Annotated in this window: 25 protein-coding genes; 15 read left to right on the plus strand and 10 right to left on the minus strand. The window is 50.6% G+C overall.

Annotated elements, in window-relative coordinates:
• Window position 1: 1 nt before the first annotated feature.
• A complete protein-coding gene (locus CWE23_RS11575; RefSeq protein WP_105307429.1) occupies window positions 2–892 on the plus strand; it encodes a MaoC family dehydratase in 891 nt (296 codons plus the stop codon).
• Here CWE23_RS11575 and CWE23_RS11580 read toward each other — a convergent pair.
• From CWE23_RS11580 to CWE23_RS11595, 4 genes are all read right to left on the minus strand, one after another.
• Window positions 889–2,157 carry a metal-dependent hydrolase family protein gene (locus CWE23_RS11580; protein WP_105307430.1) on the minus strand — a complete coding sequence of 423 codons (1,269 nt, stop codon included), beginning with the start codon at window positions 2,155–2,157 and terminating at the stop codon, window positions 889–891. The genes CWE23_RS11575 and CWE23_RS11580 overlap by 4 nt on opposite strands.
• 17 nt (window positions 2,158–2,174) lie before the next feature.
• Window positions 2,175–2,615 (minus strand): RrF2 family transcriptional regulator, encoded by a 441-nt coding sequence (locus tag CWE23_RS11585; RefSeq protein ID WP_105307431.1) that lies wholly within the window; start codon window positions 2,613–2,615, stop codon window positions 2,175–2,177.
• Window positions 2,616–2,636: 21 nt separating this feature from the next.
• Window positions 2,637–3,497 (minus strand): META domain-containing protein, encoded by an 861-nt coding sequence (locus CWE23_RS11590; RefSeq protein WP_198678840.1) that lies wholly within the window; start codon window positions 3,495–3,497, stop codon window positions 2,637–2,639.
• A gap of 72 nt (window positions 3,498–3,569) precedes the next feature.
• Window positions 3,570–4,082: a GAF domain-containing protein gene (locus CWE23_RS11595; protein WP_105307433.1), complete on the minus strand. Its 513-nt coding sequence runs from the start codon at window positions 4,080–4,082 to the stop codon at window positions 3,570–3,572.
• A gap of 176 nt (window positions 4,083–4,258) precedes the next feature.
• Here CWE23_RS11595 and CWE23_RS11600 point away from each other — a divergent pair, with 176 nt between their 5' ends.
• Window positions 4,259–6,397, plus strand: a complete 2,139-nt coding sequence (locus CWE23_RS11600) for a TonB-dependent receptor family protein (RefSeq protein WP_126820331.1) — start codon at window positions 4,259–4,261, stop codon at window positions 6,395–6,397.
• 51 nt (window positions 6,398–6,448) lie between these two features.
• Here CWE23_RS11600 and CWE23_RS11605 read toward each other — a convergent pair whose 3' ends face one another.
• Window positions 6,449–7,378: an ATP-grasp domain-containing protein gene (locus CWE23_RS11605; RefSeq protein ID WP_105307435.1), complete on the minus strand. Its 930-nt coding sequence runs from the start codon at window positions 7,376–7,378 to the stop codon at window positions 6,449–6,451.
• Window positions 7,379–7,452: 74 nt separating this feature from the next.
• Between CWE23_RS11605 and CWE23_RS11610 the strand changes: the two genes are divergently transcribed.
• The 10 genes from CWE23_RS11610 to CWE23_RS11655 all read left to right on the plus strand — a co-directional run bounded on the left by CWE23_RS11610 (window position 7,453) and on the right by CWE23_RS11655 (window position 19,268).
• On the plus strand, window positions 7,453–8,817 hold the full coding sequence (locus CWE23_RS11610) for an SLC13 family permease (RefSeq protein ID WP_126820332.1): 1,365 nt from the start codon (window positions 7,453–7,455) through the stop codon (window positions 8,815–8,817).
• 77 nt (window positions 8,818–8,894) lie between these two features.
• Window positions 8,895–9,233, plus strand: a complete 339-nt coding sequence (locus CWE23_RS11615; RefSeq protein WP_105307437.1) for a zinc ribbon domain-containing protein YjdM — start codon at window positions 8,895–8,897, stop codon at window positions 9,231–9,233.
• 24 nt (window positions 9,234–9,257) lie between these two features.
• On the plus strand, window positions 9,258–10,463 hold the full coding sequence (locus tag CWE23_RS11620; RefSeq protein WP_126820333.1) for an alkaline phosphatase family protein: 1,206 nt from the start codon (window positions 9,258–9,260) through the stop codon (window positions 10,461–10,463).
• Between the two features lie 99 nt (window positions 10,464–10,562).
• On the plus strand, window positions 10,563–11,768 hold the full coding sequence (gene pgsB / locus CWE23_RS11625) for a poly-gamma-glutamate synthase PgsB (protein WP_126820334.1): 1,206 nt from the start codon (window positions 10,563–10,565) through the stop codon (window positions 11,766–11,768).
• Window positions 11,765–12,340: a poly-gamma-glutamate biosynthesis protein PgsC gene (gene pgsC, locus CWE23_RS11630; RefSeq protein ID WP_105307439.1), complete on the plus strand. Its 576-nt coding sequence runs from the start codon at window positions 11,765–11,767 to the stop codon at window positions 12,338–12,340. Before pgsB ends, pgsC begins: the two co-directional genes overlap by 4 nt.
• Window positions 12,341–12,353: 13 nt before the next feature.
• On the plus strand, window positions 12,354–13,505 hold the full coding sequence (gene pgsW / locus CWE23_RS11635) for a poly-gamma-glutamate system protein (RefSeq protein WP_105307440.1): 1,152 nt from the start codon (window positions 12,354–12,356) through the stop codon (window positions 13,503–13,505).
• 111 nt (window positions 13,506–13,616) lie between these two features.
• A complete protein-coding gene (locus tag CWE23_RS11640) occupies window positions 13,617–14,384 on the plus strand; it encodes an SDR family NAD(P)-dependent oxidoreductase (RefSeq protein WP_126820335.1) in 768 nt (255 codons plus the stop codon).
• Complete coding sequence (locus CWE23_RS11645; protein ID WP_105307442.1) at window positions 14,381–15,436, plus strand: HlyD family secretion protein; 1,056 nt, start codon at window positions 14,381–14,383, stop codon at window positions 15,434–15,436. Before CWE23_RS11640 ends, CWE23_RS11645 begins: the two co-directional genes overlap by 4 nt.
• Window positions 15,436–18,150, plus strand: coding sequence for a ribosome-associated ATPase/putative transporter RbbA (gene rbbA / locus CWE23_RS11650; RefSeq protein ID WP_126820336.1), 2,715 nt, complete (start codon window positions 15,436–15,438; stop codon window positions 18,148–18,150). Before CWE23_RS11645 ends, rbbA begins: the two co-directional genes overlap by 1 nt.
• A gap of 2 nt (window positions 18,151–18,152) precedes the next feature.
• Window positions 18,153–19,268 (plus strand): ABC transporter permease, encoded by a 1,116-nt coding sequence (locus CWE23_RS11655; protein WP_126820337.1) that lies wholly within the window; start codon window positions 18,153–18,155, stop codon window positions 19,266–19,268.
• Here the strand turns inward: CWE23_RS11655 and CWE23_RS11660 are convergent.
• Window positions 19,265–20,158: an LOG family protein gene (locus tag CWE23_RS11660; protein ID WP_105307445.1), complete on the minus strand. Its 894-nt coding sequence runs from the start codon at window positions 20,156–20,158 to the stop codon at window positions 19,265–19,267. The genes CWE23_RS11655 and CWE23_RS11660 overlap by 4 nt on opposite strands.
• A gap of 145 nt (window positions 20,159–20,303) precedes the next feature.
• Here CWE23_RS11660 and CWE23_RS11665 point away from each other — a divergent pair, with 145 nt between their 5' ends.
• Window positions 20,304–21,614 carry a methyl-accepting chemotaxis protein gene (locus CWE23_RS11665; protein ID WP_126820338.1) on the plus strand — a complete coding sequence of 437 codons (1,311 nt, stop codon included), beginning with the start codon at window positions 20,304–20,306 and terminating at the stop codon, window positions 21,612–21,614.
• On the opposite strand, the gene CWE23_RS11670 is transcribed toward CWE23_RS11665, so the two are convergent.
• Window positions 21,611–22,030 carry a secondary thiamine-phosphate synthase enzyme YjbQ gene (locus tag CWE23_RS11670; protein WP_105307447.1) on the minus strand — a complete coding sequence of 140 codons (420 nt, stop codon included), beginning with the start codon at window positions 22,028–22,030 and terminating at the stop codon, window positions 21,611–21,613. The genes CWE23_RS11665 and CWE23_RS11670 overlap by 4 nt on opposite strands.
• Before the next feature lie 80 nt (window positions 22,031–22,110).
• Between CWE23_RS11670 and CWE23_RS11675 the strand changes: the two genes are divergently transcribed.
• Window positions 22,111–22,548, plus strand: a complete 438-nt coding sequence (locus CWE23_RS11675) for a nuclear transport factor 2 family protein (RefSeq protein WP_105307448.1) — start codon at window positions 22,111–22,113, stop codon at window positions 22,546–22,548.
• Here CWE23_RS11675 and CWE23_RS11680 read toward each other — a convergent pair.
• Window positions 22,545–23,003 carry a GNAT family N-acetyltransferase gene (locus CWE23_RS11680; protein ID WP_241970631.1) on the minus strand — a complete coding sequence of 153 codons (459 nt, stop codon included), beginning with the start codon at window positions 23,001–23,003 and terminating at the stop codon, window positions 22,545–22,547. The two genes, CWE23_RS11675 and CWE23_RS11680, sit on opposite strands and share 4 nt — an antisense overlap.
• Before the next feature lie 35 nt (window positions 23,004–23,038).
• On the minus strand, window positions 23,039–23,293 hold the full coding sequence (locus CWE23_RS11685; RefSeq protein WP_126820339.1) for a YkoF family thiamine/hydroxymethylpyrimidine-binding protein: 255 nt from the start codon (window positions 23,291–23,293) through the stop codon (window positions 23,039–23,041).
• A 232-nt stretch (window positions 23,294–23,525) separates the two neighbouring features.
• Between CWE23_RS11685 and upp the strand changes: the two genes are divergently transcribed.
• Complete coding sequence (upp, locus tag CWE23_RS11690) at window positions 23,526–24,155, plus strand: uracil phosphoribosyltransferase (RefSeq protein ID WP_126820340.1); 630 nt, start codon at window positions 23,526–23,528, stop codon at window positions 24,153–24,155.
• A 35-nt stretch (window positions 24,156–24,190) separates the two neighbouring features.
• Here upp and CWE23_RS11695 read toward each other — a convergent pair whose 3' ends face one another.
• Window positions 24,191–24,613, minus strand: a complete 423-nt coding sequence (locus tag CWE23_RS11695) for a hypothetical protein (protein WP_126820341.1) — start codon at window positions 24,611–24,613, stop codon at window positions 24,191–24,193.
• Window positions 24,614–24,641: the final 28 nt, after the last annotated feature.

A 24,641-nucleotide genomic window follows, 5' to 3' on the forward strand; every position in this document is an offset into this window, starting at 1 on the left:
CATGGAAACGGTAAACCACCCGATTGATCACTTACCGGCAATGCCCGGCATGTTGGCAAAATCTCTGTTGACGTTAAATCGCGTTGATAACGTTGAGGCCGACAAGTCCGAACTGCATCAACAGTTTTTAATCGAGGCGGTCAGTGACCGACAGCGCCGCAATTATCACCGTATCTTTGATGGCTTTGTCAGTGAGTTACCATTAGCCCTGTTTTACTGCATGGCCCAGCGCACTCACCTGGCGCAAATGTTGGATCCGCAGTTCCCTTGGCCGGCACCTGGTCTCGTGCACGTCAACAACAGTCTCCAACAACACCATCCGATTGACCTATCACAGGGCTTTCGGCTTGATGCCAAGGTTACCATTCCAGCCCGCGGACCCGATGTATCTCCACGACGTTTGCGTCCTCAATTCACGGTACAGTTCTTCCAGGATGACACGCTGGTCGTCACCTGCAAAAGCACCTATCAGGTGATGAAGGGGCAGGCACCGGAACGTCCGTCCAAGAAGCCCGCCAAGGTCTTTGAACCCGCTCCCGGTTGGTTTCATCATTGTCATTGGCAATTGGGATCGGGTATGGGTCGTCGCTACGCCCGTGTTTCCGGCGATTTTAATCCGATTCACTTACACCCCATGACATCGCGTTGGTTTGGTTTCAAAAAACCGATTATTCACGGTATGTACATGATGGCGCGAGCGCAGGCAGAAATTGAGAAACGTCACGGTCGAGCCGCAACCCAGATTGACGTGACCTTTAAACGTCCGGTGGTGCTACCGGCACGGGTGCAACTGTGGCTTTGTGAGGAAGATGATCAACACCGCTATGAAGTACGCAGTGCTGATCATGCCCATGCTCAGCTTGACGGAAAAGTCGTGTTAAGCGCTGATTAGCGCTTAACGACCTCACCGTTTTTCATAACAAAATCAACATCCTGAAGTACCTTAACATCCGCTAACGGATCACCATCAACGGCAATGATATCGGCATACTTGCCAGCCGCAATTTCGCCCAGCTTGTCGTTCTTCAAGATCTCTGCGGCGACCGTCGTTGCGGTTTGAATGGCTTCTGCGGCAGGCATACCAGCTTCAACCATGTATTCAAACTCTAACGCGTTATCACCGTGCGCAGAAACACCGCTGTCCGTACCAAACGCAATATTTACGCCCGCCTTATAGGCTTTAGCAAAGGTTTGCTGAATTAACGGACCAATTTCCGCGGCTTTAGGGCGAACAACCTCGGGGAAGTACCCGTCAATTTTAGCTTTCTCAGCAACAAACTTGCCGGCAAGAATCGTTGGCACTAAGTAAGTACCGTTTTCTTTCATGGCGGCAATGACTTCATCATCCATGTAGGTGCCGTGCTCTACCGTTTTGACCCCGGCTTTTACCGCCCGCAGCATTCCTTCTTTACCGTGCGCATGAGCAGCAACGTGGAAGTTATAGTCGTTGGCAATATCGATCAGCGTTTCCAATTCGTCCTGCGTAAACTGTGGATTTTCACCACTGGATGCCATGCTCAATACACCGCCGGTGGCAGTGATTTTTATGAAGTCAGCACCTTCTTTATAGTGCTGACGTACCGCCTCTTTCGCATCAGCCGGACTGTTAATGACCCCTTCCGTTGGGCCAGGACGTCCCATAAGATCGTGCTTAACGCCATTGGTCGGATCGGCGTGGCCTCCGGTCGTGGCAAGTGATTTGCCCGCCGAATAGATGCGTGGCCCTTGCACAGTACCGGCATTAATTGCGTCTCGTAAGGCGATAGTAACGTTGTATGAGTCACCAGGGTTACGCACCGTAGTAAAGCCCGCCATTAACGTCTTCATGCCATAATTTTGCGCGGTCAGCGCCAGGTCGGCCGGGCCTTCCGTAAAACGGTTCATGTAGGATTGCGGTCCAGACTGACCATCCAGGTGTACATGCAGATCAATTAACCCGGGCAAACAGGTCTTGTCACTCAAATCAATGATCTCAGCGCCATCAGGTTGGTCACGGGTTACACGTTTGATCAGCCCGCCATCAACCTCTATATAATGTTCACCGCGTAATTCGCCCGCCTGACTGTCAAACAAGTTGCCGCAATGCAACCAGTCTGAAGCAGCAGCTTGTGAGGTGAGTAAACTGATACTTAATCCCAGAGCAGCTTTCTTAATCATTGTTATTCTCCACGGGTTTATGAGTTTTCAATTTCGGTCTGCCAAAGTACACGTATTTTTTCAGGTTGCTTGGTTAACGAGGCAATCGTGAACTGAGCCAGATGGCGATAAAAAATTTCTTTACCTTCATTAATGATGTGTTTTAATTCACAGACTGGAAAAATCGCACACTGCGGGTTATGACAATCAATCCAATGCTCGTCCCCTTCAAGTCTGCGAATCAGATGATCAAGGCGAATGTCTTCAGCCGCCATAGCCAACTTAAAACCGCCGTTTTTACCGCGCCGGGTTTCAATAAAACCTTCTTTTCCCAAGTGATGAATCACCTTGTTTAAGTGGTTTCTGGGTGCGTTAAACGTGCGACTGAGTTCATCGATGGTGACCAGTCGTGTCTGTTCTTTGGCGGCCAGGTAAATTAATACACGCAGGCCATAATCGGTATACTTCTTTAATTGCACGGTCGTCCTCTGGGTCAGCTCTTAATAGGCTGGCTTGAGTGAAAGTTGCTGACCATCATTGGCTACTAGCACGATGCTGTTATCTTTTATGTCAACTTTCACGGTATTATTCAATAGCTCGGTGAATTTTTGTGCAAGATCCATGGTTTCTTGCGTGCACAGCCGTTTTGTCGAACCCACTATATTCAGCCTCGGGATTTCACCCTGAACACTATAGTGACCAAAAAAACGGTTGCAGCCATCACTCCCGACCAGACGTCCTTGTGGTAAAAACTGAAGCTCTGGTTTAGCCAGTAATCGCTCCGCTATCCCCGATAATGACTCAATCTGCCAAGGCTGTCCCTGGATCAGTTGCTCGGTGTCACCACCACAGCCCTGTACCGACACCCCATTGAATTTACCGGAGGCATGATAAGGGAACGCCTTACCACTCATCGAATCATAACAAACCTTCTGGGTCATTGTGAGATGACCCAGGTCATCGATTTCGATTTGCCAACCCCCAGTTTGTTGCTTTTTATCCATCTGATCAACGGCAAATTCCTCTTCACCGGATGGTGTGGTGTAGCTGGCCTGGTGTTGATTGATGGTCAACAACCAAAAAGGCTCATTGCCACGCAACGCAATAGCACGCGGCAGATATCCTCGTTCAATACATTGTGGGAGTGCTTCGCCTTTCCACGTCACCTGTGCTTCGTGGCCTTTCGACCAATACTCCGTACGTTCATCTGTCGACACAAAACGCGCACCGGAAGCGGATTTTACCGGTGCCAACACTTGTTGTTCCGAGCGCATCGACAACGTTACGTTCTGATCGTCATACACGACCGTGATCGGCTGTATACCACAGTCGTAAGCTGTAGGTTCCGGTGACGTTTTCATTACCGAGCAACTCGACAACAAGAGTCCCAGACAAGTCATTCCGATAACGGGTTTGAAGCGCATTCGCATGGGTTAGTTACCTTCTTTTTTGTGCCGCAACGCATGCAGTTGGATCAGCTGTTCCGCCTGTCCTGCGAGGAGTTTCAACAGTTGTTGTTCATCATCACTGAACGAGCGCGGTCGCGTATGCATAACACACAGCGTTCCGAGAACTTCATCGCCAACCGGCCGTAGCGGCGCGCCAGCATAAAATCGAATGAAAGGCTCTTCAGTCACTAACGGATTATCGTAAAACCTGTCATCCAACATGGCATCTTCGACCACCATGACCTTAGGTTTTTCCACGATGTGCGCACAAAATGACACTTCTCGATGAGTCTCACACACGCCTAAGCCAATACTGGCCTTAAACCACTGGCGCTGTTCGTCCACCAACGACACCGCCACCATCGGTAAGTCAAAAAGCGTTTTAGCCAGTTCAACCAAGCCGTCAAAACCAGCGTCGGATTCGCTATCTAATATCGCCAAACTGCGAAGAACATCCAGCCGTTTAGGCTCATTTGTCGGTATCTGAGCAGGTTCCACTGCGCCTCCTTAGTCAAATTTGAGTCTTCATTCTACTTGTACCTTGACTTATTTAAAGAAAATTTACTGAAAAGCAAATTATGATATTGCGAATTATTCTCATTATGATTAGTATTACGCGCAGTTTCTTAACGCAAATTAAACAATCCTTTTAAATGTTGTAAACAGGACTTTTTATGAAAAAATCACTGCTTTCCTCGTCCATTATCGCGGCACTGCTAGTCTCAGCGCCATCGTTTGCTAATGATTCTATTGATCTCGATGCGGATATCGAGCAAATAAAAATCATCGGTAGCAAACAGGAGTCACGCGCAACTGCCGGCTCAAGTGCTGTTGTCGATGAAGAACAGATGCGCATAGAAGTTGCAACGGACATCAACCAACTGATGAAAACCGTACCGGGCGTTTATGTTCGTGAGGAAGATGGCCAGGGTTTGCGTCCCAATATCGGTATTCGCGCGGCAACAGCGGGTCGCGTCAGCAAAGTGACCATTCTTGAAGATGGCGTGATGATGGCGCCGGCGCCATACTCGAATCCAGCCGCTTACTACTTCCCCAGCACCTTCCGTATGTCATCCGTAGAAGTATTAAAAGGCGCACCTTTGTTACGCTATGGTCCACAAACGACCGGCGGTGTCTTGAACCTGGTCACCACACCGGTGCCGGAAACCTTTGGTGGCCAAGTGCTGACCGAATTCGGTGAAAACAGCAGCCGTGATATTCATGCTCATGTTGGCGGCACCGATGGCCAATTCGGCTTTTTGTTGGAAACCATTCAGCGCAGCAGCGATGGCTTCAAAACGATTGATCGCAGTGGCCGTGACGCTGGCTTCGATATCGAAGATTACGTGGCGAAATTGAAATGGACCGGTGATCGTCAGAGCATCCTGGCAAAATTCCAATACTCGGAAGAAACCTCCAACGAGACCTATGCCGGTTTGACTGATGCTGACTTTGCGGAAAACCCGAATCGCCGCTACGGTATCTCTGAAATCGATCAAATGAATAACCATCATGATTCAATTACCGTTAACTACAACCTGGAATTGAGTGATGCGGTTGAACTGAACGTTTTAGGCTACAAGAACCACTTTAAACGTAACTGGTTCAAAGCCGGTGTCGCTAAAGGCCTGATTAACGCGGCAAACAACGGCGACCTGGATGCCTTGGCGGTGCTGCACGGCGAACAAGATTACCAGGACATCACCTGGACCAACGGTAACCGTGGCTATGATTCCTACGGCGTAGAAATTAACAGCGGTATTGAGCTGGCTTCACACGTTATCGAAGTCGGTTTACGTGACCATACCGATGAGATGGATCGTTACCAATTAAAAGAAGTCTACGATCAAATTAACGGCAGTCTGGTTTTTGATTCATTTATTCAGCCAACTGGCGGTGACAACCGATTAGAAAAAGCCGAAGCCATGAGCTTCTGGGTGACCGATAACTGGCAAGTCAATGAGGACCTGCTGGTTCATTTCGCACTGCGTCACGAAGACGTTGACTCTTCACGTCGCCAGTTCGCAACGCCTGATCGCAGCGAATTAGACAGTGCACGCTCTAACAACAGCAGCGAGTGGTTACCGGGCGCGTCATTTACTTACAATGTTAGCGATAACTGGCAAGTTCTTGCCGGCGCACATAAAGGTTTCTCTCCTTTAGGCGGCGGTGCTAAAGAAAACCAACAACCGGAAACCAGCGTCAACTATGAAGCCGGTGTACGTTTTAACCAAGGTTCGCTGTTTGCTGAAGCGGTTGCTTTCTACAGCGACTTCAGCGATACCACGCAGGTATGTTCGATTGCCAACCCATGCCCGAATGGTGCCGAGTCCGGTAACTACGTGTTGGGTGAATCCGTCGTTCGTGGCCTTGAATTCCAAGCCAGCAATACCTTTGAAGCTGGTAGCTTCCTGGTGCCGGTCGATGTCACCTACACCCACACCAAAGGTGAAATCAGCAAAGACAACCTCAATTACATGGATGGTGATGAGCTTGCTGATATCCCGCAAAACACCTTTAGTGTTCGCGTAACGCTGGATAATAACGATGGCTGGATTAATTACGTTGTTGCGAAGTACGCCGACGAAATGTGCGTTAGTGTTGGCTGTAACCGCTCTGACAGCCGCTTCGACAGAACCGAATCGGTGTTCGTGACCGACTTTGTCAGCCGCTATGAAGTGGACAACAACATGACGGTCTACCTGAAAGTAGAAAACGTGTTTGATCAACAGAAAATTGTTGCCCGTTCACCTCACGGTGCACGCCCGAACAAACCGCAAACCGCCTCATTCGGGGTTGAATACACTTTCTAAATGCCAACCTCTCCCTGGCATGTCAGCTGGCCCCCTCCGGGGGCCGGTTTTTTATTGAGCCAAGCGTATTAAATAATCCGCTAAAGCACCCATGCCGGTATTCTTAACCTTCGCACGCTGTTCAGCGGGCTGATTGTAATTGGTGTTGGTGTTGACATCATAAACAAACAAATCGCCGCGCTCATCCTCGATAAATTCAATACCCGCGACATCGATATCATTACTGCGCAGGAAGTTCTCAAGGGCAACAATGATCTCATGATCGTTGAATCGTTTGGTTATCGTAAATTTATGTGACTGCTGATCGGTGGGACAAAAAGCCGCTTCAATCGAGCAGTTATCCGCCGGGCATAGCTCAAAGCCGTCCTCGGTATTGACTTGCACCGCATAAACGAATTTCTGTCCAACAAACTCTGCCCGGGTGATGAACGGTTGCTTTGGCTGAATGTATTCCTGTAACAACCAAGTGCCATCCAACGGCTCTTCCAGATCGTCTCGTTGTACATACTGCTGAAGTTGCTCGATACTATCGATGCGTTGCACACCAAGGCCTTTACCACCGCGATTTGGCTTTACAATGAGCGGCCATTGAGCGAACCGCTGCGCCGCCTCCACTAAGTGCTGCTTACCAACCACGGCATGAGTTTTCGGTACCTTCAAGCCCGCTCGTTCAAGAGCTGCGTACTGCGATAACTTACAGATTTCCAGTGCCAGCACCTGACTGCCGTTAACCACCGTGCGGTTTTTACTTTCCAGCCAAGTCAGTACGGATTTTGTCAGCTCGGGTGCAAACCGGTGCCCCCGGGTGTGTGACGAAGCACTCATGCGATTGTAGTAGACCGCATCTTCAGGGGTCTCGGTATAAGGCACGATACCGCTATCCAAAAACCATTCCTTGGCGACAACCCCTCGTGCTTTAAAGGCTTCACGCAAAGGTACCAGCCACTCTTCATTTTCATGCAGTACGACAATCTCTCTCATGTATTCCTCTAAAGGTTACTTTTCCAGTCTGTTACATTACACTCGACTCACGCTGAACGATCAATAAAAGAAACATGACGCATATTGTTCTTGGCCCTTTAGTTGCGCTGGCCACACTGCTTATTAGTTTGTCGTTTTCAATGCCTGCCAGTGCGGCGATGGCATTAGCTGTCGTTATCTGGGTAGCCTGGTGGTGGATTACGGAATGTATTCCATTACCGGTGACCTCACTGCTGCCGTTTGTGCTACTGCCATTGGCGGGAGTCCTGGAAACAGGTCAGGCAGCCGCTGCATTGGGCGACAATATTATTATCCTGTTTATGGGCGCCTTTATGCTGGCGAAAGCGGTCGAAGCCAGCGGTGTGCATAAACGGATTGCATTAGGACTGATTGGCGCTATCGGTACCAGTAACGGTCGTAAAATTATCATCGCGTTTATGATAGCCACGGCGTTTTTGTCCATGTGGATATCCAATACCGCCAGCGTACTGGCATTGCTGCCGGTCGCTCTGGCACTGATTGACGCAACCGACGATAAAGCATTTCAGCGTGCGCTGCTGCTGGGCCTTGCATACTCAGCGTCATTGGGTGGCATTGCGACTCTGGTGGGGACGCCACCCAACCTGATCTTTGCTTCTATTTATCAAAACATCACTGGCGAGGAGTTCGGTTTTACCCGCTGGCTCGGTATCGGCTTACCGATGGTACTGCTGGGTTTACCGATTGTCGCACTGTGGCTGACTCGCAAGGTCAAACTTGATAAACCTCTGACGTTGCCGCAAAACACCAGCATCAGCCACTACGAAAAACGAGTGCTGGCCGTATTCGCGGTTGTTGTGGCGCTGTGGATAACACGCACCAGTCCGTTCGGCGGCTGGACCGGGCTGCTGGGTATCGGTAGCCTCAATGACGCCACCGTGGCCTTAGCCGGTGTGATCGCCATGTTTATCATTCCGTCCGGACGCGGCAGCAACGATAAGCTGTTGAACTGGGAGTTAGCCAAGGATATCCCGTGGGGCATCCTGTTGTTGTTTGCCGGCGGCATCTGTCTGGCGCGAGGGGTTATGCAGAGCGGTCTCGGCGATATTATCGGAAACTCATTAACGGCACTGGAGTGGCTACCGGTGTGGTTGCTGGTGCTGGTACTCGCCGTCAGTGTTTCATTTCTCACTGAAGTGACCTCCAACACCGCTACTGCAACGTTGTTGATGCCCGTACTGGCAGCCACCGCAAGCGCCATTCATCTACCCATCGAAATACTGATGATTCCGGCGGTCATCGCCTGTAGCTGCGCGTTTTGTATGCCGGTGGCTACGCCACCTAATTCGATTGTGTTTGCGTCTAACCGGATTACCATTAAAGAAATGGCGCGTGAAGGTGTTGTGCTGAACCTTCTATTAGCTGTGGTTACCACCGTTGTGGTGGTGTTATTTGCGTAAAGCTCTGCAGTGGTCGCGGTTTTTGGATACACTAGCGCTTTCTGTTACATGATGTATTTTTATCTTAAGGAACCAAGATGAGTGATTTTCCCGCCTGTCCGGAGTGTCAATCAACCTTCACCTACCATGATGGCAACCTGCTCGTATGCCCAGAATGTGGTCATGAATGGTCGGAAAACGACACCGGCGAAGTCAGCCAGGAACCGAGTTACCGTGATGCCAATGGTACCCCTCTGGCCGATGGCGATACCGTAACGGTGATCAAGGATCTTAAAATCAAAGGCTCATCGTCGGTCGTAAAAGTCGGCACCAAAGTAAAAAACATCCGTCTGGTCGAGGGTGACCATGATATTGATTGTAAAATCGACGGTATTGGTGCCATGAAACTGAAATCTGAATTTGTTAAAAAGGTCTGAGTGATATTACGAATGGATAAACTCATGAAACGATTTTGCGTCGCCGCGCTCCTGTTAGTCTCAACCATTACCTTTGCCAAAGAACAGCAAGCGGTTGTACTGATCTCAATTGATGGCTTCCGTCACGACTACGTCGAAAAACACGACGCCAAAAACATTAACGCAATAGCAGAGTCGGGGGTTCGTGCCGAGGGTCTGATTCCGGTTTATCCTTCAAAAACATTTCCCAATCACCTGTCTATCGTGACGGGTCAGTACCCAAGCCAGCACGGTATTGTTGATAACAATTTTTTTGATAAAGAGCGCCAGCAACGCTATTCGATGGGTGATGGCGTTGAGGACAGCAGTTGGTTAACAACGCTTCCAATCTGGAACCTGGCCGAATTCCAGGGGGTAAAAGCAGCGACTTTTTTCTGGCCTGAATCAGAAGCACGCATCAATGGTCGTACGCCGAGCTACTATTATCATTACAATACGCCCACCCCGAACCGCCAGCGCGTCAATCAAATTATCGACTGGCTCAAATTACCGGAAGCGGTACGACCACGCATCGTAACCGGCTATTTTTCCGTGGTGGACTCGATGGGACACCGGTTTGGCCCCGATGCCCATCAAGTAAAAGGCGCCGTGCAACACGTTGACGAACTGATCGGAGAGCTCTGGCACCGTCTTAACACGGAAGTCGATATGCCGGTCAACCTTATCCTGGTATCTGACCACGGTATGGCCAGTATCAAGGCTGACCAAATGATCGAAACACAAAGCCTGCCGATCAATGAAAGCTTATTCGAAACGGTAAATTCACAAACGCGTTTTATGATTTATGCCAAGCCGGATACCACCGAGCAACACATTGAACAATTGCGGAGCAAGCTGGAACAGATGCCGCAAAAACGCTTTTATCTCGAGTCCGAGCAAAGCCTTGCAGCATTAGCCGTTACGGAAGGCCCGCGGCGACCGGATATCGTACTCGCCACTAAAGCACCGGCTACCTTTACCGATCGACCACCGGAAAAACGCTTTGACGGCGGCACCCATGGCTTTCATTCCAACCGCGACATGGACGGCATCTTTATTACCGCAGGCCCGGGCATCAATGCTTCGGCCACACTGGAACGTTTTAGCAATATTCACATTTATCCGTTTATGGCGGAGTTGCTGGGGCTTGAATTAATGACACCGATTGACGGCGACAGCGCCGTACTGGCTCCATTAATCAAAAGCGATTAAATTACCTTTAATTGTAAAGAAGCCTAAATTCATTGGTCTTTTTTGTAAAATTTCGCTAAAACCTAAACATACACTTTTGTATGTTTAGGGAGAGCAATTATGGAAATACCGGTTCTGCTGGCCATTGTTGCGGGGTTATGGCTCTTGCTCGTGCTCGCCGGTGGATTAGAAGCGCTCAAGCACCGCTTGTTGGTCAACCGTATTCCAGTAAGAGTTCACGTTAATGGCACCCGCGGCAAAACCAGCGTTACTCGGCTGATAGCCGCAGGCCTGCGAGCCGGTGGTAAAAGGGTTTGCGCCAAAACTACTGGCTCCGCCGCCGCAGTGACTGACCCCGATGGCCGCGAGTTTCCCATCTACCGCATCAGCGGTGCCAACATCATCGAGCAAATGCGAACCCTCAAACGCATGGCCAAACTCAAACCAGAAATTGTGGTCATGGAGTGCATGGCTTTGCAACCACAGTACCAGTCGTTGAGCGAGCTCAGAATGGTTCGCTCCAATGTTGGTGTTATCACCAATGCCCGCGCTGACCACCTCGATGTCATGGGGCCCGGTGAGGAAGATGTCGCTCTGGCATTGGCCGGAAGTACACCGGTAAACGGCAATTTATTTACCGCCGAGCGCGATTTACTGGCCATCTTTGAGCACGCCTGTCAGGATCGTAAGTCGCACTTACACGGCGTTACGCTGGACGAAGTCGATGCGATCTCAGACGACACCATGAGTCGCTTTCGTTATGCCGAACACAAGGAAAACGTCGCCCTCGCATTGAAAATATGTGAACACCTCGGGGTTGACCGTGACAAAGCGCTCGCAGGGATGACCGACTTGCAGCCGGAAGCCGGTGCCATGCAAGTGCTGCACATCAATTATTTCCGTCGCGAAATCATCTTTGTTAACGCCTTTGCCGCCAATGACCCAGAATCGACCGGCAAAATATGGGAGAACATGGTCACTAAGTTTGGCGATGAACGCCGCAAAATCATGTTGATCAACTGCCGCGCCGACCGTCCTCACCGATCACAGCAAATGGCCGAAGAAGCCGTTAACTGGAGCGAGGCAGATAAAGTCATACTGATGGGCTCGGGTTGTTTTGTCTTTGTTCGAAGCGCCGTTAAACACGGGCTGGATCCAGAAAAGGTATTGGTGCTTGAAGGCGGTGAAACCACCGATATCACCGAGACATTACTTGAGGAATCTGCTGGCAACGCACTGGTGGTTGGCATGTGTAACATTCACGGCGGCGGCGAAGAGGTCGCACGCTTCTTCCAGAACCGAGCCGTTAAAGAGGAAGATTTATGATCGCGCTTAATATTCTGGCCGTTGCCATCGGCATCGGTTTGTTTTTCACCTTGTTACTTACCCATACCTTAGGACTGGCCGCAGGAGGACTTGTCGTACCGGGTTATGTGGCATTACAACTCACCGACCCTCTGAGTCTTGCCATCACGTTATTAGCCGCACTGATGACCTACCTCATCGTTAAAGTGATCGCCAGTTTTGCCATCATTTATGGCCGTCGCCAGACCATCATTATGATTCTAACCGGCTACCTGATTGCCGGACTGTTTGACTTGTTTATCGGCAACTTGGTCAACTGGGCCGATTTACAAATGATCGCCGGCGGCGACGGAGAACAAGCGCGAGTCGGCATGCTTGAGTCGACCATGCTGATGTCGGTGATGGAAAGTAGCATCATCGGCTATATCATCCCCGGTTTGATTGCCATTTGGTTCGAGCGCCAAGGCGTACTGCAAACTCTGTGTGGACTGGCGGTAACGGCGGTATTGGTGCGCTTAGCGTTGATCGTCATCATGCCCGAATCCCTACAAATGTACGAAGCAAGCCAAGCTTTCCAAATGCCCGGCTGGTAACAGGAGACCCGAAATGAGCAGTTTTACTAAAATTTATTGGCGCTCTTCAGGTGTTCCAACCTGGGGCCTTATCTTTTTAATCGTTGTGGCCATTGTCACCATGGTCGCCGCCGAGAATATGAAACAACGCGACCCTGTGGTTGAAGAAAACTATGCCACCATGGTAAATGCAGCAAAAATTATGCGCGAAGGTATGAATGTGCTGCAACCATTGCGGGCGCAACTTGCGCCTATCAACCCAGAGTTTGATCCACAACGTTCAGGGCTGGTCGGGCTGGAAAACAGCATCGTGACCACCAACCACGGCGGCCGTGAGTCAAAGCAAACCACCATCAACCCCAACTGGGCTGCTGTTGCGGTTAAATTACTGGCCGAAGCTGGCGTACAAAAAGGGGACTTGGTTGCGGTAACGGTTTCCGGTTCGTTCCCGGCATTAAATCTAGCGGTGTATTCAGCACTTGAAGCAATGGAAGCGAACGCTGTGATTGTCGCTTCAGCATCGTCGTCACAGTGGGGCGCGAATGTCCCCAATTTCCTCTGGCTTGATATGGAGCGCAAACTTCGCGACGCCGGCGTCATTTCTTTACACGCTGAATACGCATCCATCGGCGGTATTGAAGACCGGGGCGTCGGCATTCCTGAGGAAGGCCTCCAGTCCATCAAGCAGTCGATTAATCGCGCCGATGTAAAATTCATTGACCCGGCCAATTACCAGGAAGCGGTAGCGGACCGTATCGCGATTTTCCGTGAGTATTCCGCCGAGAGAAGTTACAAGGCTTACATTAATGTCGGCGGCGGCGCCACAGTGGTTGGGCCCCCCGGTATCGACGACATGTTCAGTTCCGGTTTGCAAAAAGATGCGCCGGCGCGAGCCTTTGCCGTCGAGACCGTAATGGGTTACTTCCTTAAAGAGGACATTCCGGGCATCCACTTTATTGGCATCAAAACCATGGCAGAACGCCACGGCCTGCCGCTTATGCCGCAGCAAGCGGTACCCGTGGGGAATGGCGGTATATATTCAGCAACCACCTACAACCGTTGGTTAGCACTGGGGCTTGCGGTTGGCCTGTTCGCACTCACCTGGCTGATCGTTCGCTCCGCTCGTATTACCAGCCTGTGGCAACGTTCTGGCCACAGTGGCAAGGGCACCAAACCGATGGTGTAAACCCCACCCTGGTGTTAAATCAAACAAAGGCCCTATTTTTGATAGGGCCTTTGCATATTTGGCCGATTTCGACAAGACTAAGTACAACATGTACCAGCAAAGGAATGGGCTATGGACCAACGTCTAACCAACAAAGTTGCCATCATCACGGGCGGTGCCGCGGGGATTGGTAAGGCAACCGCAGAGCTGTTTTTAAAGCACGGCGCGCGCGTCATGTTAGTCGACATTAACGCCGAACAATTAGCCGCAACAGCCGATGAGCTAAACAGTCCTGATGTTCGTTGGGTCGCTGCAGACGTCGCTGACGAAGCGGCGGTTAAAGATTATGTCAACCAGACACTGGACCAGTTCGGTCGCATTGACGTGTTTTTCAACAATGCGGGCATTGAAGGAAAAATGGGCCCTATCACCGAACAAAGCATGGAGAATTTTGACCGCGTTATGGCGGTGAACGTTCGGGGTGCATTTCTGGGGCTTAAATACGTTCTCAAGCAAATGCTGAAACAAGGTTCCGGTAGCGTGATTAATATGTCGTCCGTGGCCGGACTGGATGGTACCGCAACGGCTGCCCCCTATGTCACCTCGAAGCATGCGGTAACCGGCCTGTCAAAGTGTGCGGCTCTGGAAGTGGCCAGCCACAATATTCGCGTTAACTCCGTACACCCGTCGCCGATTAATACCCGCATGATGCGCTCTATTGAAGAATTATTCAGCCCGGGGCACCCCGAAGAGGCCAAGCAGAAACTGGAGCGCGGCGTACCCTTAGGGCGTTATGGCGAGTCCGAAGAAGTCGCTAATTTGGTTCTGTTTTTAGCGTCTGACGAGAGCAGTTATATCACCGGCAGCGCTTATCGTGTTGACGGCGGCATGGGCGCATGAACAAACGATCATTAGCTATCGCGGTTGGCATTCTGTTGATTGCGACCTTTTTTTATCTTGGCTTACAAGATGACGATACCGCCTATCCCGATATCGTCAGTGGTAATGGCCGTATTGAAGCCGTTGAAATTAATATTGCCACCAAAGTCGCCGGGCGACTTGAGCAACTATGGGTCAGCGAGGGCGATTTTGTGTTGGCCGGCGATGAGCTTGCTAAAATGGATACCACAACCCTTGAAGCGGAACATCACCAGACTGCGGCTCAACTGCGACAAGCGCAGGCTGCAATCGAGGCGGCGGCCAGCCAGGTTAAGCAACGACAGGCTGAACAGCAAGCAGCGCAGGCATTGGTAAAGCAGCGGTTGGCGGAACAGACGCTCAGCCAAAAACGATTGCAACGTATCAAAACGCTGTCAGAACAAGGTTCGGTGTCATCGCAAGATTTAGATGATGCTCAGGCAGCTGTTATCAGTGCCGACGCAGCCATTGCCGCTGCTCAGTCACAGCTTGCAGCCAGTGACGCAGCAATACAAACCGCCTTATCACAACTCAGCAGCGCCGAAGCAGCGGCTGAAGCGACGGCTGCCACGCTCGATCGTGTTCAGGCCGAAATTGACGATAGTATGCTGTACGCGCCCCGCGACGGTCGTATTCAATACATTGTCGCTCATCCCGGCGAGGTTGTGCCTGCGGGAGGCCGCATCATTAATATGGTCGATGTCAGCGATGTCTACATGACCTTTTTCCTGCCAACTTCGGCGATTGGTCGAATTTCCTTAGGCAGTGAAGCGCGAATTGTTCTTGATGCCCTGCCGGAATACAAGGTTCCTGCTTACATCAGCTTTATCTCCGACGTCGCTCAGTTCACCCCGAAAACTGTCGAAACCCGTGAAGAACGGGAAAAGCTGATGTTCCGCGTACGCGCCAGTATTAAAAAGTCGTTATTGGAGAAACACCTCGAGCAGGTGAAAACGGGGCTACCCGGAATCGCCTACGTAAAATTTGACAGCAGAACAAGCTGGCCCCCAGAGTTACAAACGGAGCTCGACTAATGCATGCTGGATTGGTCGTTTCGGCGACTGACCTGTGTTATCACTATCGAAAAACCACCGCGCTCAATGGCATCTCGCTGGCGATTCCGCGAGGCCAACTTTGCGGCTTTATCGGCCCCGACGGGGTCGGCAAATCGACGTTATTATCCCTAATCGCCGGCGCCCGCGCAGTTCAGCGCGGCCAGTTGCAAGTCCTTGCACAGGACATTACTTCGCGACGATCGCGAAAGCTATTGATGCGGCAGATCGCCTATATGCCACAAGGGCTCGGGAAAAACCTTTATCCAACGCTGTCGGTACTGGAGAACTTAACGTTTTTTGCCAAACTCTTCGCCATTCCTGCCAAGCAGCGAGACGAACGGGTCAAACGGCTGCTAACCGCGACTGACTTGTGGTCGTTTCGTCACCGCCCCAGTGGCAAATTATCGGGCGGAATGAAACAAAAGCTTGGCCTTTGCTGTGCGCTGGTTCATAACCCCGATTTACTCCTGTTAGACGAGCCCACCACGGGTGTTGACCCCCTTTCACGCCGGCAGTTCTGGAAACTGATCAGTGAAATACGTCAACAGCAGCCTGATATCAGTATTATTGTTGCCACCGCTTATATGGAAGAGGCTGAACAGTTCGACTGGCTGGCCACCATTAACAACGGCCAATTACTCACCAGTGGCAAACCTGCGCAATTATTGGCAGACACCCAGACGACCTCGCTGGAGCAGGCCTTTATGCGGCTGCTTGGGGTAACGTCTCAAGCAACCCCGAATCCACCGCAACCCCGACCCGAACACGACCGGGCTATCGCCATAGAAGCACAGCACCTGACGCTTAAGTTTGGAGCGTTTACGGCGGTTGATGACGCCAGTTTTCGGATCAATAAAGGCGAAATTTTTGGTTTTCTCGGTTCCAACGGTTGCGGCAAAACCACCACCATGAAAATGCTTACCGGGCTACTACCACCAACCTCCGGCAGTGCTGCACTGTTTGGTCAGCCGATCACCCATTACGATATCGAAACGCGGAAACGGGTCGGCTACATGACGCAAACGTTTTCGTTGTACGAAGAGCTCACCGTTGCGCAAAACCTGAAACTGCACGGCAAGCTTTTCGGACTGAGTCATGAACAGCTAACCGAGCGCATAGAAATATTGGCGCAACAACTGGATCTCAGCGCACTGATGCCACAACTCGCGAAACAGCTTCCGGTTGGCGAACGTCAGCGCTTATCGCTGGCCGTTGCCCTTATCCACGAACCGGACATTCTCATTCTCGATGAACCCACATCCGGGGTTGATCCTGTTGCCCGAGACACGTTTTGGCGCCAGCTTCAGGTGCTGGCACGGCAACACGGCGTGACGTTATTCATTTCCACCCATTTTATGAATGAGGCTGAGCGTTGCGACCGTATTTCGCTAATGCATGCGGGTAAAGTGCTGGTCACCGATACTCCGGCGGCCATCACACAAGCCAGTGGTAAAGACAGCTTAGAGGACGCCTTTGTTTACTATCTTGCACAGGCTCAGCCTGATACGGCGACACCCCGCGTATCATCACCAACGCAGCGGGATGAGGTGGTGGTACAACGTCGCGGTTTTAGCCTGTCGCGCCTACTCAGTATCAGCCATCGTGAAACCATTGAATTGATGCGCGACCCGGTGCGACTTGCCATGGCATTGATTGGCAGCGTGATTCTGATGTTTGTCCTCGGATATGGCATCAACATGGATGTCGATGAAATCGATTTTGCCGTGCTGGATCGTGACCGAACCAGTGTCAGTCGCGATTACACGCTCAATTTATCGGGCTCGCCGTATTTTCATCAGCAGGACGAGCTCACCGACTACACCGAACTGGAGCAACGGTTACGCTCGGCCGACATTAGCCTGGCCATCGAAATTCCGACAAACTTTGCCAGCAACCTGCAGCGCGGCAATCAGGTCGAACTGGGGGCGTGGATAGATGGTTCGATGCCGATGCGGGGCGAGACCATTCAGGGCTATGTGCAGGGCATGCACGCTGAATGGTTAAACTATCAACTGAGTCTGCAGCCAAGCGCGCCGTCTAACCCCGGCCGAATTTCGGTTGAAAGCCGATATCGCTACAATCCTGACATAGAGAGCCTCGCTGCCATGGTACCTGCGGTCATTCCGCTGTTACTGATGCTGTTTCCTGCCATTCTCACGTCCCTGTCAGTAGTGCGCGAAAAAGAGCTCGGTTCTATCACTAATTTTTACGTAACCCCGACCCGTAAAAGCGAATTTTTCCTCGGTAAACAGTTGCCCTATCTGGCACTGGCAATGCTTAACTTTTTTATTTTACTGGTGCAGGCCATCTTTGTGTTTGACGTCGAGCTCAAGGGCAGCCTGATGGCACTGACGCTCGCCTCGCTGCTTTATGTCGTCGTTGCGACGGCGTTAGGGCTTATTATGTCCGCCTTTCTCAATAGCCAAATCGCGGCGTTATTTGGCACCGCCTTAGCAACCATTCTGCCGGCATCGCAGTTTTCCGGCATGATCACTCCGGTTACGTCGCTCGACGGACTGGCACGTTGGATAGGCGAAATTTACCCAACCAGCTACTACATGATCGCGAGTCGAGGCGCTTTCTCGAAAGCACTGGGATTTGGCGACCTGACAGTGATGTTGATCGGTCTAGCCGTTGCCGCCGTGTTGTTCACAATGATTGGCATTATGTTGGTGAAAAAGCAGGAGCGCTAAATGTGCGTAGCATAAACATCATTTTTAACCTTGGCATTAAAGAGCTGGTCAGCCTGTCACGGGACCCAATGTTGCTGCTGTTTATCGTCATGGCGTTTACTGTTTTTGTCTACACCGCCGCCTCAGCAACACCACAAACGCTGCACAAAACTCCTATTGCGATCATCGACAATGATCGTTCACAACTGTCTCAACAAATCGTCAACGCATTTACCGAGCCCTACTTTTTACCCCCCGAGTATGTATCCGCTCAAACGGCTGATCGCGATATGGACCGCGGCCGGTTCACTTTTATTGTCGACATTCCCGAAGGCCTGCAACGCGACTTACTCGCCAACAAACAACCGGAAATTCAGGTGATCGTCGATGCTACCCGCATGAGTCAGGCATTTACCGGCAACGGCTATGTGCAAGCCATTATCCAAACCGAAGTCGCGGAATTCACTCAGCAGAAAGCCATCATGCCCGTTACTGTCGCACTTAGAGCGCGGTTCAATGCTGAGCTGAACAGTGGTTGGTTCAGCGCCATCATGGAGTTGATCAATCAAATCACCATGTTGTCGATCATACTGACCGGCGCGGCGCTGTTACGTGAGCGTGAACACGGTACCATTGAACACCTGATGGTAATGCCCGTTACCCCCATGCAAATTATGCTCAGCAAGGTCTGGTCGATGGGGTTGGTGGTGCTGGTCGCTGCGGCATTTTCGTTATTTATTGTGATCAAACAAGTGCTGGATATTCCAACCCTGGGTAGCGCCGGATTGTTTTTGTTCGGCACCGCTCTGCACTTGTTTGCCACGACGTCAATGGGCATCTTTATCGGTACTTTTGCGCGCTCGATGCCGCAGTTTGGCTTATTGTTCTTACTGATTATACTGCCAATGCAAATCCTTTCCGGAGGCATGACACCGTTTGACAGCATGCCAATCGCGGTGCAGTGGATCATGTCACTGGCGCCCACCTCTCACTTTACCGAATTTGGTCAGGGACTTTTATTTCGTGGCGCAGGGCTGGATATCGTCTGGCCACAGTTGACCGCGCTGCTGGCCATTGGCCTGGTATTCTTTATCATTTCGTGGCGAAATTTTCACCAGCGCATCGCGCAAATGGCCTAACGATGGTTACCATTTTTCAGATCGTAACATCGGCAGATTTCTCGCCAGGCTTCCTCTGCCGTATCCACAATACTAAAAAGCTCCAGGTCTCGCTGTTCTACCGTACCTTCTTCGACCAACAGCTCAAAATTGATCAAACGCGACCAAAATGTCTTGCCGACCAGCACGATTGGCACCGGCTCCGACTTTTGCGTTTGTACTAACGTTAGTGTCTCGAATAACTCATCCAACGTGCCATATCCGCCAGGAAAGGCAACCAGAGCCCGCGCTCGTTGCAGAAAATGCATTTTTCGAATCGCAAAATAATGAAACTGAAAGCAATACTCAGGGGTGATATAGGGATTTGGACGCTGTTCTTTGGGTAACACAATGTTGAGCCCAATACTCTCACCGCCAGCATCCATCGCACCGCGATTAGCCGCTTCCATCACGCCAGGTCCTCCGCCGCTGACGATCATCAAGTTTTCGTCCGGCCGTTTAAGGCTATGTTCTGTCGCAAGTCGGGAAAACTCCTGCGCCTGCTGATAATAAAAGCTGTTTTTAACGGCAATCTGTGCTCGTTTTACCTGTCCCCGCAACCGATCATCATTCGGCTTTTTGGCTAACTCTGCCTCGGCAATACGTAAATCATGAGAAGCTTGTTCCGGCGGCAAAAAACGCGCACTACCAAATACCACAATGGTCGCATCAATATTGTGCTGCTCCATGATCAATTGCGGCTTTAAATACTCCAACTGCAATCTCACGGCACGTAAATCATCCCGCAACAAGAACTCATTATCGGCAAATGCCAGTTTATAAGAGCCTTGTCCCTCGATGCGAGCAACCGCTTCGTCAGACTCCTTCGCCGACGCGAGCCGACGGCGGTGCAGTTCGTCTTTGTCTGCCATGCATCTATCCCGTGTTTAGAAATCGAGCAAAAGGTGTCGATAGTGTAATCAGAAAACGGCATGAAAACGACGATAATTTTACTTGGAAAGTGACGCAATTGTGACACAATAACCATATTAAAAGTAAGGATAAAGGTCGTCAGTCATGTTCTTAACCAAAGGTAAAGTCACTGAATATTTAGAGGCCTTCGCAGAAGGTAGCCTCGACGCAAACGAGGCTCCCGACTGGATGGCTCCCCTATTTCGGAATGATTCGAGTAGCATGGATGCATTTGGGCTTGCTGATAGCAGCATCGACTCGATCCGCAACATCGTCCGTTTTGGCCGAGAAGGGCTGACATTCCAGGAGCAAATCAACGGTTTGGAGTCGGACTCTGAGCAGTTGGCTACGGCCGTCGAAGAGTTATCGTCGTCAGCAACACAGGTTGCCGCCTATGCAGAACAAGTACTGTCGGCCGCTGAGCAATCCGCACAGGATGCGGACAGTGGTTTACAGAAATTAAAAACCCTGGTGCAGCATATGGGGGAAGTCGAGTCATCGATTTCACGGGTTACTGAACACACCCGAGCATTCGTTAATCAGACCGAACGCATCACTCATTTGACGCAAACCGTGAACGAAATTGCCGACCAGACCAATTTATTGGCGCTCAACGCAGCTATCGAAGCCGCGCGGGCCGGTGAGGCCGGACGGGGCTTTTCTGTTGTCGCCGACGCGGTTCGTGAGCTGGCTACCCGTAGCTCTGAAGCGGCTACCGAAATTGATACTATCGTTACCGATGTTGTTAAAGGAGCGCGCGATATTGAAGCCGTTATCGAAACCAGTAACGAAGCATTAACCGAATCCCGTGACGATCGTTCGCAAGTTTGCGACATTCTCGAGCGTGCACGAAACTCGGCAGAAGAAAATCTCTCAGCCACAACCGAAGTGTCCTCGGCAACACGAGAACAATCGAATGTGGCGCGGGACATGGCTGCCCGGCTTCAACACATGTCCGATGCAGTAAAGGTCGCAAATGCATCCTTTAATGATATTGCCAAAGTCATGCGCCAGCTGCGCGAAAACCAACTGCACGAATTACAAATGCTACCCGATGACGACCCCGCGATGCTACTTCGGTTGGCCAAGGCTGACCATATCGTGTGGGTCGATAAAGTCATTCGCTACGCACTTTTCAATCAAACTTCGTTAACCGAGGGCGAACTCAAGGATCATACTCAGTGTCGACTGGGTAAATTCCTTGACTCTGATCGAGGTCAAACGATGCTTGCGGGTAAAAATAACTTCGCTGAACTGTACAACCATGTTCATCCTAAGGTGCATCAGTTAGGTCGGGATATTTTCAATAACGCCAAGAAAGGCAACCATCACGAAGCGCTAGAGCCGATGATTGAAGAACTGATTGCCACATCGGATCGGGTTGTCGGGCTGCTCGACGAGTTTATTTCCGACTAGTCGCCCTGTAAGGTGAGGACGAGCCGTCGGGCACCTGCATTATCACGGTGCTCACACAAATACAGCCCCTGCCAGGTACCCATATTCAGACGACCATCGGTAACCGGAATGGTGACACTTGTGCCCAGCAAACTCGCTTTCAGGTGAGCGGGCATGTCGTCTGACCCTTCAAAGGTATGTTTATAATAGGGCTGGTTTTCCGGAACCATGACATTGAAATGGCTTTCAAAATCCTGTCGCACCGTAGGATCGGCATTTTCATTAATGGTTAACGATGCCGACGTATGCTGTATAAATACATGCAGCAATCCGCACTTCACTCTGGGTAACTCCGCGAGCGCACGCTCAACATCGTCTGTGATTAAGTGGAAGCCCCGGCGTTTTGGAGATAGTGTCAGCTCTGTTTGTGTGAACATAATTGACCTTTATTATATTGCTTTTGCGGCATTTCAGTGCCAGCCTAATATCATGTTAGTTTATCAAAGAGAACCAAGCCATGCGTGCCCTATTCGTATCGATGTTACTGTTGTTAAGCTCATTTTCAGTATCCGCTCAAACGGATTTAAAACAAGAGTTAACGCAAACACTAGAAACTTTTCTTTACGGTGCCAGCATTAACGACCCCGAGGTTCATGCCAACTTTTGGGCCGATGACCTTACCTACACCAGTTCGCGTGGCACTCGCTATGGTAAAGCCACATTAATGAAGGGCCTTGAAGGCGTTGAAGCGAATGACCCGGAGCAGGTGGATACCTGGTACGGCGCAGAGAACATCGAAATTAAGCCCATCGGCGAGGTGGTAATCGTTAACTTCACGCTCACTTCAGCGACAGGCGGCAAAGTAACTGATCGCTTTTATAACAGTGGTGTTTTCATCAAAAAAGACGGCCGCTGGCAAGCGATTAACTGGAATGCAACCGTGGCCAAAGACTAATTGTCTTGGGCATGGTCGTAACGCATCGCGACCATGCCGCGGTTTTCGCCCACTTCGTTAAAACCAAGGCTCAGGTAAAGCTTTCTCGCTGGCGCATTATTCGGATAAACGTTGAGGGTGATGCGGTTCACACCCGAAATGGACAGCGCATGATTCATGAGGTCGGTAACAAACCGACGCCCAACACCCTGCCCGCGCGCTTGTGGTGCCACAATCAGGCAAGCAATATGACGGGCATTGGCCTCGCGCTCATAACATTGACCAAAACCGAGCTGACCCGTCTCATCGGTAAACACAAACGTGTCCCGCGAGTCCGCTTGGATTTGCTGCCAAATGGTATCGGCAGAACTGCCGTACACGATCTTATCACCAAACCAAAAAGCAAATTCAGCCTCATTCTCCGGCCATGTCAATGCGGTTACTAAATGCTCTTTTTGCGCTCTGCTAATCACCACTAAACTCCAGTTCCGGTATCGCCGGCTTCATAAATTCAAGTCGACGGACTTAAGTCACCATGTAAGAATTTACACACAAACACCACCTTACCATAGCGCTCGAACGACCACTTAATACAACGCTGCAGCGCTTCCATCACGTCATCATAATCACCAAACACCTGGGTGCTGAGGGTATTGGTGATTACCTTAACGTCAGCGGTTTTGTTCAGCTCATCAATAAAGCCTTTTATTGGGCCGATGTAATCATCCGCCAATGGGTATTTGCTGATTTCTACCGTCAGTTTCATGGAGATTCTCCTTTTCGTTGTTCAGTATTCAGTGAGCGACATTCACAGACGCCACATACTACCATGAAGTCATCTGAGTCCATCGTTTGGCATTAACGCTGATGGATGTTCGCCTTAGTGGACTGCACCTTCGATATCTTTATCGCTTCATTAAGCACCTTTACACCAGTACAATGGTAACTCGCTTGCGTGCCGTGTCTGCCGAAATTGCTAAGGAATAGGAAACATTACTATGGGATTACAAGTTATCAAGCACCCATTGGTTCAGCATAAGCTGGGTCTAATGAGAAAATCCGGCATATCAACGAAAAGCTTTCGTGAGTTATCCAACGAAATTGCCACCTTGCTTACTTACGAAGCAACCAGCGACTTTTTGCTGGAAAGTACAACCATCGACGGTTGGAGTGGCAATACCATTGAAGTACAGCAACTCAAAGGCAAAAAAGTTACCGTGGTACCGATTCTACGTGCTGGCATCGGTATGCTTGACGGGGTTTTGAATTTAATTCCGAGTGCTAAAGTCAGTGTGGTTGGCTTATACCGAAACGAAGAAACCCTAGAGCCAGTCAGCTACTTTGACAAATTTGTTAGTGCACTTGATGAGCGCATCGCACTGGTTATTGATCCTATGCTGGCTACCGGTGGCAGTATGATAGCCACGCTGGACATGCTGAAACAACGCGGCTGCAAAGACATCCGTGTGCTGGTATTGGTTGCAGCACCAGAGGGCGTAGAAGCGGTATTAGCCAAACACCCCGATGTACGCATTTTTACCGCCGCACTGGATAGCAACCTTAATGACAATGGTTACATCATGCCTGGACTGGGTGATGCCGGTGATAAAATATTTGGCACCCGCTAAGTTATTGCTACTGTCTACGTGCGCCCCGGCGCACGCTAGGGTTTCACATAAATGGCCAAGCCTTCGGCGGTTTTGTCGGTTAACCCGAATACCCGACCCAATTGCACACTGAGCCCAACGTTGCCGCTGTAACGACCAACACCGGTACCAACGTAGATCGAGTTATCGCGCTGGTCAGCCGTTGCCTGTAACAAGACCCCGTTGGCACCCACTTTGGCGGCTTCTTGTTTCAACAGCCTGATGACTGCATCCATCTTGGCTTGTTCACCAAAGCTCCAGGAACCATCACTGGTCACCGACAGCAAGGCTATCGGTTCGTAATTTTCTGGCTTTTCGGTATAAATCTGTACCTGTTCAGGTGCAATGGCAGCACGTTTCTCACCCACCAGTGTGGTTGACGTGGGCGACGCACACCCCACCAACAATAACGCCAATAACGTGATTAATACGTTATACATACCACCATCCTTTCTCGCTTTGCGAACA

Source organism: Idiomarina aquatica, assembly GCF_003987185.1.
GTDB classification, from domain to species: domain Bacteria; phylum Pseudomonadota; class Gammaproteobacteria; order Enterobacterales; family Alteromonadaceae; genus Idiomarina; species Idiomarina aquatica.

Coding starts and splice junctions, on each gene's coding strand:
- CWE23_RS11575 (WP_105307429.1), top strand. CDS start 2: ATGGAAACGGTAAACCACCCGATTGATCACTTACCGGCAATGCCCGGC.
- CWE23_RS11580 (WP_105307430.1), bottom strand. CDS start 2,157: ATGATTAAGAAAGCTGCTCTGGGATTAAGTATCAGTTTACTCACCTCA.
- CWE23_RS11590 (WP_198678840.1), bottom strand. CDS start 3,497: ATGAAAACGTCACCGGAACCTACAGCTTACGACTGTGGTATACAGCCG.
- CWE23_RS11600 (WP_126820331.1), top strand. CDS start 4,259: ATGAAAAAATCACTGCTTTCCTCGTCCATTATCGCGGCACTGCTAGTC.
- CWE23_RS11605 (WP_105307435.1), bottom strand. CDS start 7,378: ATGAGAGAGATTGTCGTACTGCATGAAAATGAAGAGTGGCTGGTACCT.
- CWE23_RS11610 (WP_126820332.1), top strand. CDS start 7,453: ATGACGCATATTGTTCTTGGCCCTTTAGTTGCGCTGGCCACACTGCTT.
- CWE23_RS11615 (WP_105307437.1), top strand. CDS start 8,895: ATGAGTGATTTTCCCGCCTGTCCGGAGTGTCAATCAACCTTCACCTAC.
- CWE23_RS11620 (WP_126820333.1), top strand. CDS start 9,258: ATGAAACGATTTTGCGTCGCCGCGCTCCTGTTAGTCTCAACCATTACC.
- pgsB (WP_126820334.1), top strand. CDS start 10,563: ATGGAAATACCGGTTCTGCTGGCCATTGTTGCGGGGTTATGGCTCTTG.
- pgsC (WP_105307439.1), top strand. CDS start 11,765: ATGATCGCGCTTAATATTCTGGCCGTTGCCATCGGCATCGGTTTGTTT.
- pgsW (WP_105307440.1), top strand. CDS start 12,354: ATGAGCAGTTTTACTAAAATTTATTGGCGCTCTTCAGGTGTTCCAACC.
- CWE23_RS11640 (WP_126820335.1), top strand. CDS start 13,617: ATGGACCAACGTCTAACCAACAAAGTTGCCATCATCACGGGCGGTGCC.
- CWE23_RS11645 (WP_105307442.1), top strand. CDS start 14,381: ATGAACAAACGATCATTAGCTATCGCGGTTGGCATTCTGTTGATTGCG.
- rbbA (WP_126820336.1), top strand. CDS start 15,436: ATGCATGCTGGATTGGTCGTTTCGGCGACTGACCTGTGTTATCACTAT.
- CWE23_RS11660 (WP_105307445.1), bottom strand. CDS start 20,158: ATGGCAGACAAAGACGAACTGCACCGCCGTCGGCTCGCGTCGGCGAAG.
- CWE23_RS11665 (WP_126820338.1), top strand. CDS start 20,304: ATGTTCTTAACCAAAGGTAAAGTCACTGAATATTTAGAGGCCTTCGCA.
- CWE23_RS11670 (WP_105307447.1), bottom strand. CDS start 22,030: ATGTTCACACAAACAGAGCTGACACTATCTCCAAAACGCCGGGGCTTC.
- CWE23_RS11675 (WP_105307448.1), top strand. CDS start 22,111: ATGCGTGCCCTATTCGTATCGATGTTACTGTTGTTAAGCTCATTTTCA.
- CWE23_RS11685 (WP_126820339.1), bottom strand. CDS start 23,293: ATGAAACTGACGGTAGAAATCAGCAAATACCCATTGGCGGATGATTAC.
- upp (WP_126820340.1), top strand. CDS start 23,526: ATGGGATTACAAGTTATCAAGCACCCATTGGTTCAGCATAAGCTGGGT.
- CWE23_RS11695 (WP_126820341.1), bottom strand. CDS start 24,613: ATGTATAACGTATTAATCACGTTATTGGCGTTATTGTTGGTGGGGTGT.